The 5,903-nt window shown below is 69.5% G+C and carries 5 protein-coding genes; all 5 read left to right on the forward strand.

All coding sequences use genetic code 11. From position 1 onward, the window contains the following. Positions 1–111 precede the first annotated feature (111 nt). Positions 112–534, forward strand: coding sequence for a pilin (locus D588_RS0103100; RefSeq protein ID WP_017914934.1), 423 nt, complete (start codon positions 112–114; stop codon positions 532–534). A 39-nt stretch (positions 535–573) separates the two neighbouring features. Beyond that, a complete protein-coding gene (locus D588_RS0103105; RefSeq protein ID WP_017914935.1) occupies positions 574–1,515 on the forward strand; it encodes an RDD family protein in 942 nt (313 codons plus the stop codon). Positions 1,516–1,753: 238 nt separating this feature from the next. Then, positions 1,754–4,240: a DNA topoisomerase I gene (locus D588_RS0103110; protein WP_017914936.1), complete on the forward strand. Its 2,487-nt coding sequence runs from the start codon at positions 1,754–1,756 to the stop codon at positions 4,238–4,240. Positions 4,241–4,528: 288 nt separating this feature from the next. Then, positions 4,529–5,089, forward strand: a complete 561-nt coding sequence (locus D588_RS0103115; protein ID WP_017914937.1) for a Sua5/YciO/YrdC/YwlC family protein — start codon at positions 4,529–4,531, stop codon at positions 5,087–5,089. A 304-nt stretch (positions 5,090–5,393) separates the two neighbouring features. After that, on the forward strand, positions 5,394–5,903 hold a 510-nt coding region (locus D588_RS0103125), incomplete at its 3' end, for a hypothetical protein (protein WP_026143315.1).

Below are 5,903 nucleotides of genomic sequence, written 5' to 3' on the forward strand. Positions count from 1 at the left end.
GACGCCCCCACCCCGCCGCCCTTGCCGCCACCGCTCCAGACGGCCGCTCCCGGGGCTCCCGGGAGCCCCGCCGCCGCCGCGCCGCGCAGCGGCCTGTCCGGCTGCGCGATCATGGCCATCGTCGGCACCATCGTCGGCGTGCTGCTGGTGGCGTTCCTGGGCATCGCCGCGGCGATCGCCCTGCCCGCCTACCAGGACTACCTGGCACGCGCGAAGGTCGCGCAGGCGCTCGACCACCTGGCGCCGCTGAAGGACCAGATCGCCGCCTTCAATGCGCAGGAGCACCGCTGCGCGGTCAACGGCGACACCGGCTTCGGCGCACCGCAGAGCTATGCCGGCGACACCATCGCGCAGGTGCGGGTCGGCCGCTTCGACAACGGCCACTGCGGCCTGGAAGCCACCCTGCACCTGCCCGACCACAAGCGCCTGGATGGCAAAGCGCTGTGGCTGGACTACGATGAGCGCACGTCCGCCTGGAACTGCAGTTCCGACCTGGACGATCGCGTTCTGCCGGTCCACTGCCGCGGCGGCTGACCGGCGCACCGTTTTCGACTGCAACTCCCGGGGAACAGAATGACTGAGTGGTACTACGCCGACGCAGCGCAGCAGCGCCATGGGCCGCTAGCGGCCGCCGACCTGCAGCAGCGCTTCCAGCGCGGCGAGATCGGATTGTCCACCCTGGTCTGGCGCGAGGGCCTGAGCGAATGGCGCACCCTGGCCGAGTTCGTCGACGAACTCGGCCTGACCCAGGCGCCGGCGCCGGCGATTGCCCCCACCGAGGTTGACGGAGAGACTCCTCCTCCGCCCCCGGCCGCGACCGTCCCCGACGCCTGGACCGCGCCCGCGCCGGCCGTGGCGGCGTCGCCCTACGCGGCGCCCAGCGCCGTGCTCGACGGTGGCGCGCGGGTGGTCGGCGGCGGCGAGGTGGTGCAGGCCGGTTTCTGGAAACGCGTGGCCGCCTACCTGATCGACGCGTTCCTGGTCGGCATCGTCGCCAACGTGATCCAGTTCGTGGTGATGCTTGGCTTCTTCGGGATCACCGGCTTCGGCAAGCAGCCGGACTTCAGCACCGCCGCGGGCATCGTCATGCTGCTCCTGCTGTACCTGCTGCCGATGGCGATCGCGGCGCTGTACTACGGCCTGTTCCACGCCTCCACCAAGCAGGCCACGCTGGGCAAGATGGCGGTCGGCATCAAGGTGGTGCGCACCGACGGCAGCCGCATCACCGTGTCGCGCGGCGTGGGCCGCTACTTCGGCTTCATGCTGAGCAGCCTGACCCTGGGCATCGGCCTGCTGATGGCGGCCTTCACCGAGCGCAAGCAGGCCCTGCACGACATGCTCTGCGACACCCTGGTGGTGGACAAGTGGGCCTACACCGACCACCCGGAATGGCAGCAGCGCAAGCTGGGCACGGTCACCGTGGTGATCCTGGCCCTGTTCGGCCTGCTGTCGGCAGCGGCGCTGCTGGTGGTGGTGCTGGCGATCGGCGTGGCCGCCAAGGGCGGCTGGCACTGAGTCCGGCGGGCTCCGGGAACCCCGCTGCCGCCTGCGCGCCTGCCCGGCCGGCGGGCGCCGGCTTGACAGCGGGCGCCGGACATGCCCACTAATAAATAAGCGCCGTAGCTGAACGCCCGGGGGTTCCATCCCGGGCGTCGGCTTCTCTGCGAGACCGCAACGCTTCACTAACCGGAGCAATTGCGCCACCCTACCGCCCCCAGGGCGTCCGCCCACGCCCATCGAAGCCCGACCCGCCATGTCCAAGCACCTGCTCATCGTCGAATCGCCCGCCAAGGCCAAGACGATCAACAAATACCTCGGCAAGGATTTCCACGTCCTGGCCTCGTATGGGCACGTGCGCGACCTGATCCCGAAGGAAGGCGCGGTGGATCCGGACGACGGCTTCGCGATGCGCTACGCGCTGATCGACAAGAACGAGAAGCACGTGGAGGCCATCGCCAAGGCGGCCAAGGCGGCCGAAGACATCTACCTGGCGACCGACCCGGACCGCGAGGGCGAGGCGATCAGCTGGCACATCGCCGAGATCCTGCAGGAGCGCGGGCTGCTCAAGGGCAAGCCGCTGCACCGGGTGGTGTTCACCGAGATCACCCCGCGCGCGATCAAGGAAGCGATGGCGCAACCGCGCCAGATCGCCGGCGACCTGGTCGATGCGCAGCAGGCCCGCCGCGCGCTGGACTACCTGGTCGGCTTCAACCTGTCGCCGGTGCTGTGGCGCAAGGTGCAGCGCGGCCTGTCCGCCGGCCGCGTGCAGTCGCCGGCGCTGCGCATGATCGTCGAGCGCGAGGAGGAGATCGAAGCCTTCATCGCCCGCGAGTACTGGTCCATCGCCGCCGACTGCGCGCATCCCTCGCAGCACTTCAACGCCAAGCTGATCAAGCTCGACGGGCAGAAGTTCGAGCAGTTCACCATCACCGACGGCGACACCGCCGAATCTGCGCGCCTGCGCATCCAGCAGGCCGCGCAGGGCGCGCTGCACGTCACCGACGTCGCCAGCAAGGAGCGCAAGCGCCGCCCGGCGCCGCCGTTCACCACCTCCACGCTGCAGCAGGAAGCCTCGCGCAAGCTCGGCTTCACCACCCGCAAGACCATGCAGGTGGCGCAGAAGCTGTACGAAGGCGTGGCGATCGGCGACGAAGGCACGGTCGGCCTGATCTCGTACATGCGTACCGACTCGGTCAACCTGTCGCAGGACGCACTGGCCGAGATCCGCGACGTGATCGCCCGCGACTACGGCATCGCCTCGCTGCCGGACCAGCCCAACACCTACCAGACCAAGTCCAAGAACGCCCAGGAAGCGCACGAAGCGGTGCGTCCGACCTCGGCGCTGCGTACCCCGTCGCAGGTGGCGCGCTTCCTGACCGACGACGAGCGCAAGCTGTACGAGCTGATCTGGAAGCGTGCGGTGGCCTGCCAGATGATCCCGGCCACGCTCAACACCGTCAGCGTCGACCTGTCGGCCGGCAGCGAACACGTGTTCCGCGCCAGCGGTACCACCGTGGTGGTCCCCGGCTTCCTGGCCGTGTACGAGGAAGGCAAGGACAACAAGAGCGCCGAGGACGAGGACGAAGGCCGCAAGCTGCCGGCGATGAAGCCCGGCGACCGCGTGCCGCTGGAACGCATCCTGGCCGAGCAGCACTTCACCCAGCCGCCGCCGCGCTTCACCGAAGCGGCGCTGGTGAAAGCGCTGGAAGAGTACGGCATCGGCCGTCCCTCGACCTACGCCTCGATCATCCAGACCCTGCTGTTCCGCAAGTACGTGGAGATGGAAGGCCGCAGCTTCCGCCCGTCCGACGTCGGCCGCGCGGTGTCCAAGTTCCTGTCCAGCCACTTCACCCAGTACGTGGACTACGACTTCACCGCCAAGCTCGAAGACGAGCTGGACGCGGTCTCGCGCGGCGAGGAGGAGTGGATCCCGCTGATGTCGCGCTTCTGGGAACCGTTCAAGGAACTGGTCGAGGACAAGAAGGAATCGGTCGACCGCGCCGAAGCCAGCGGTGCGCGCGAGCTGGGCACCGACCCCAAGACCGGCAAGCCGGTGAGCGTGCGCCTGGGCCGCTTCGGGCCGTACGCGGCGATCGGCAGCACCGCGGAGGACGCCGAGGACAAGCCCAAGTTCGCGTCGCTGCGTCCCGGCCAGAGCATGCACACCATCACCCTGGAGGAGGCGCTGGAGCTGTTCCTGATGCCGCGCAGCCTCGGCCAGGACCAGGGCGAGGAGGTCAGCGTCGGCATCGGCCGCTTCGGCCCGTTCGCCAAGCGCGGCAGCGTCTACGCCTCGCTGAAGAAGGAAGACGATCCCTACACCATCGATCTGGCCCGTGCGGTGTTCCTGATCGAGGAGAAGGAAGAGATCGCGCGCAACCGCATCATCAAGGAATTTCCCGGCAGCGACATCCAGGTCCTCAACGGCCGCTTCGGCCCGTATATCAGCGACGGCAAGCTCAACGGCAAGATCCCCAAGGATCGCGAGCCCGCTTCGCTGAGCCTGGACGAAGTGCAGAAGCTGCTGGAGGAAACCGGCAAGCCGGTGCGCAAGGGCTTCGGCGCCAAGAAGGCCGCCGCCAAGAAGGAAGCCGCGCCGAAGAAGAGCGCGGCGAAGAAAACCGCGGCCGACGCCCCGGCCAAGCCGGCGGCGAAGAAGGCGGTGAAGAAGGCCACGAAGAAAACCGCCAAGAAAGCGGTGAAGAAGGCGGCGAAGAAGACCGTGGCCAAGGGCGGCTGAGCCGCTCTGCGGATGGCCCAGGGCGGCCCGATGCACCCCCTCGAATAGTACGAGCGCGGGCGCCGAGCCGCCTTCTCGCGGTGCCGACGGCGTCTCTCAGCGCCTGAAGATCCGCGACAACCCGGTTTTTCTGTGGGAGGGGCTTCAGTCCCGACGCTTTATCGGTAAGGCGTCGGGGCTGAAGCCCCTCCCACAGAAAAGCGGCGGGCCGGAGACTTGCGAAAATCCCGAGTCCCGCCCAACCGACCCTCATTGTCCTTAGACGACGACGTGCCGCATGATGCGCGCATGACCGACCTGTCCCTGAGCCATGCCGTCGCCGTCCTGCGCAAGGGCGGCGTGATCGCCTATCCCACCGAAGCGGTGTGGGGCCTGGGCTGCGATCCGCACGACGAGACCGCCGTGACCCGCTTGCTGCGAATCAAGCAGCGGCCCGTGGACAAGGGCCTGATCGTGGTCGCCGCCGAACTGGACCCGTTGCGCCCGTTGCTCGACCTGTCGGCCCTGCCACCGGACCGGCTGGCCGCGGTGCTGGCCAGTTGGCCCGGACCGCATACCTGGATCCTGCCCGCCGCCGCGCATGCGCCGCCCTGGATCACCGGCGCGCACCAGGGCATCGCCGTGCGGATCAGTGCCCATCCGCTGGTGGCCGCCCTGTGCCGGGCCTGGGGCGGCGCCCTGGTCTCGACCAGTGCCAACCGCGGCGGCGAGCCGCCGGCACGGCAGCGCAGCGAACTGGATCCGCTGGTGCTGGGCGACCTCGACGGCCTGCTCGACGGCGACACCGGCGGCCTGGCCCAGCCCACCCCGATCCGCGACGCCGCCAGCGGCGAGATCCTGCGCGCCTGAGGCGCTGCTCTTCGGCGCGGCACGCCTGTCTTCCGCCGCGTCGGCGTCTGGCGGCAATGGCGCGATGGAACCACGCGGGCGCTTCGCGCGCCGGACCCTCACCCCAACCCCTCTCCCGACGGGAGAGGGGCTTTGGCTTCTCCCTTCTCCCACCGGGAGAAGGTGCCCCGCAGGGGCGGATGAGGGTACGGCGAAGCCTCGCAGCGACAGATCAACACGGCAGCACTGCCGCGACGCCACGCGCCCTGAATCACGCACACCCACCACCCTTTCCCTGGCTGCCCAAGGCGCGCAAGATGCGCGCATGCGCCTCCTTCTCCGCCCATTGCTGCTGCTGAGCCTGTCGCCCTGGATCGGTGCCGGCTGGGCGCAACAGACGCAGACGGTCAGCAGCGACGGCAGCAATGCGTCAGTGCGCATCTATCGCTGCATCGCCGCTTCCGGCGCGGTCAGCCTGCAGAACGCCCCCTGCGAAAACGCGCGCCAGCAGCAGGTGCTGGACATGCAGCGTCCACGCGATCCGCCGCCGCGGCCGACCACCACCATCAGCACCGATCCGGCTCGCGCGCAGGCCTCGCCGGCGCCGCTGCCGCAGCGCGAACTCCGCATCGTCACCGTGCAGCCTGCGCAGCCGATGTACGAGTGCGTCACCCCGGAAGGCGCGCGCTACACCAGCGACGACAACGCCGGCAATCCGCGCTGGGTGCCGCTGTGGGCTTATGGTTACGCCGAGGGCCCGTACGCACGGCCATCCGGGCGCGGCCCCGATGGTCGCTCGCCCGGCCCGCCGGGACCGCCTCCGCCCGGCGGCCCA

The organism is Xanthomonas sp. SHU 308, assembly GCF_000364645.1.
In the GTDB taxonomy this organism is placed as follows: domain Bacteria; phylum Pseudomonadota; class Gammaproteobacteria; order Xanthomonadales; family Xanthomonadaceae; genus Xanthomonas_A; species Xanthomonas_A sontii.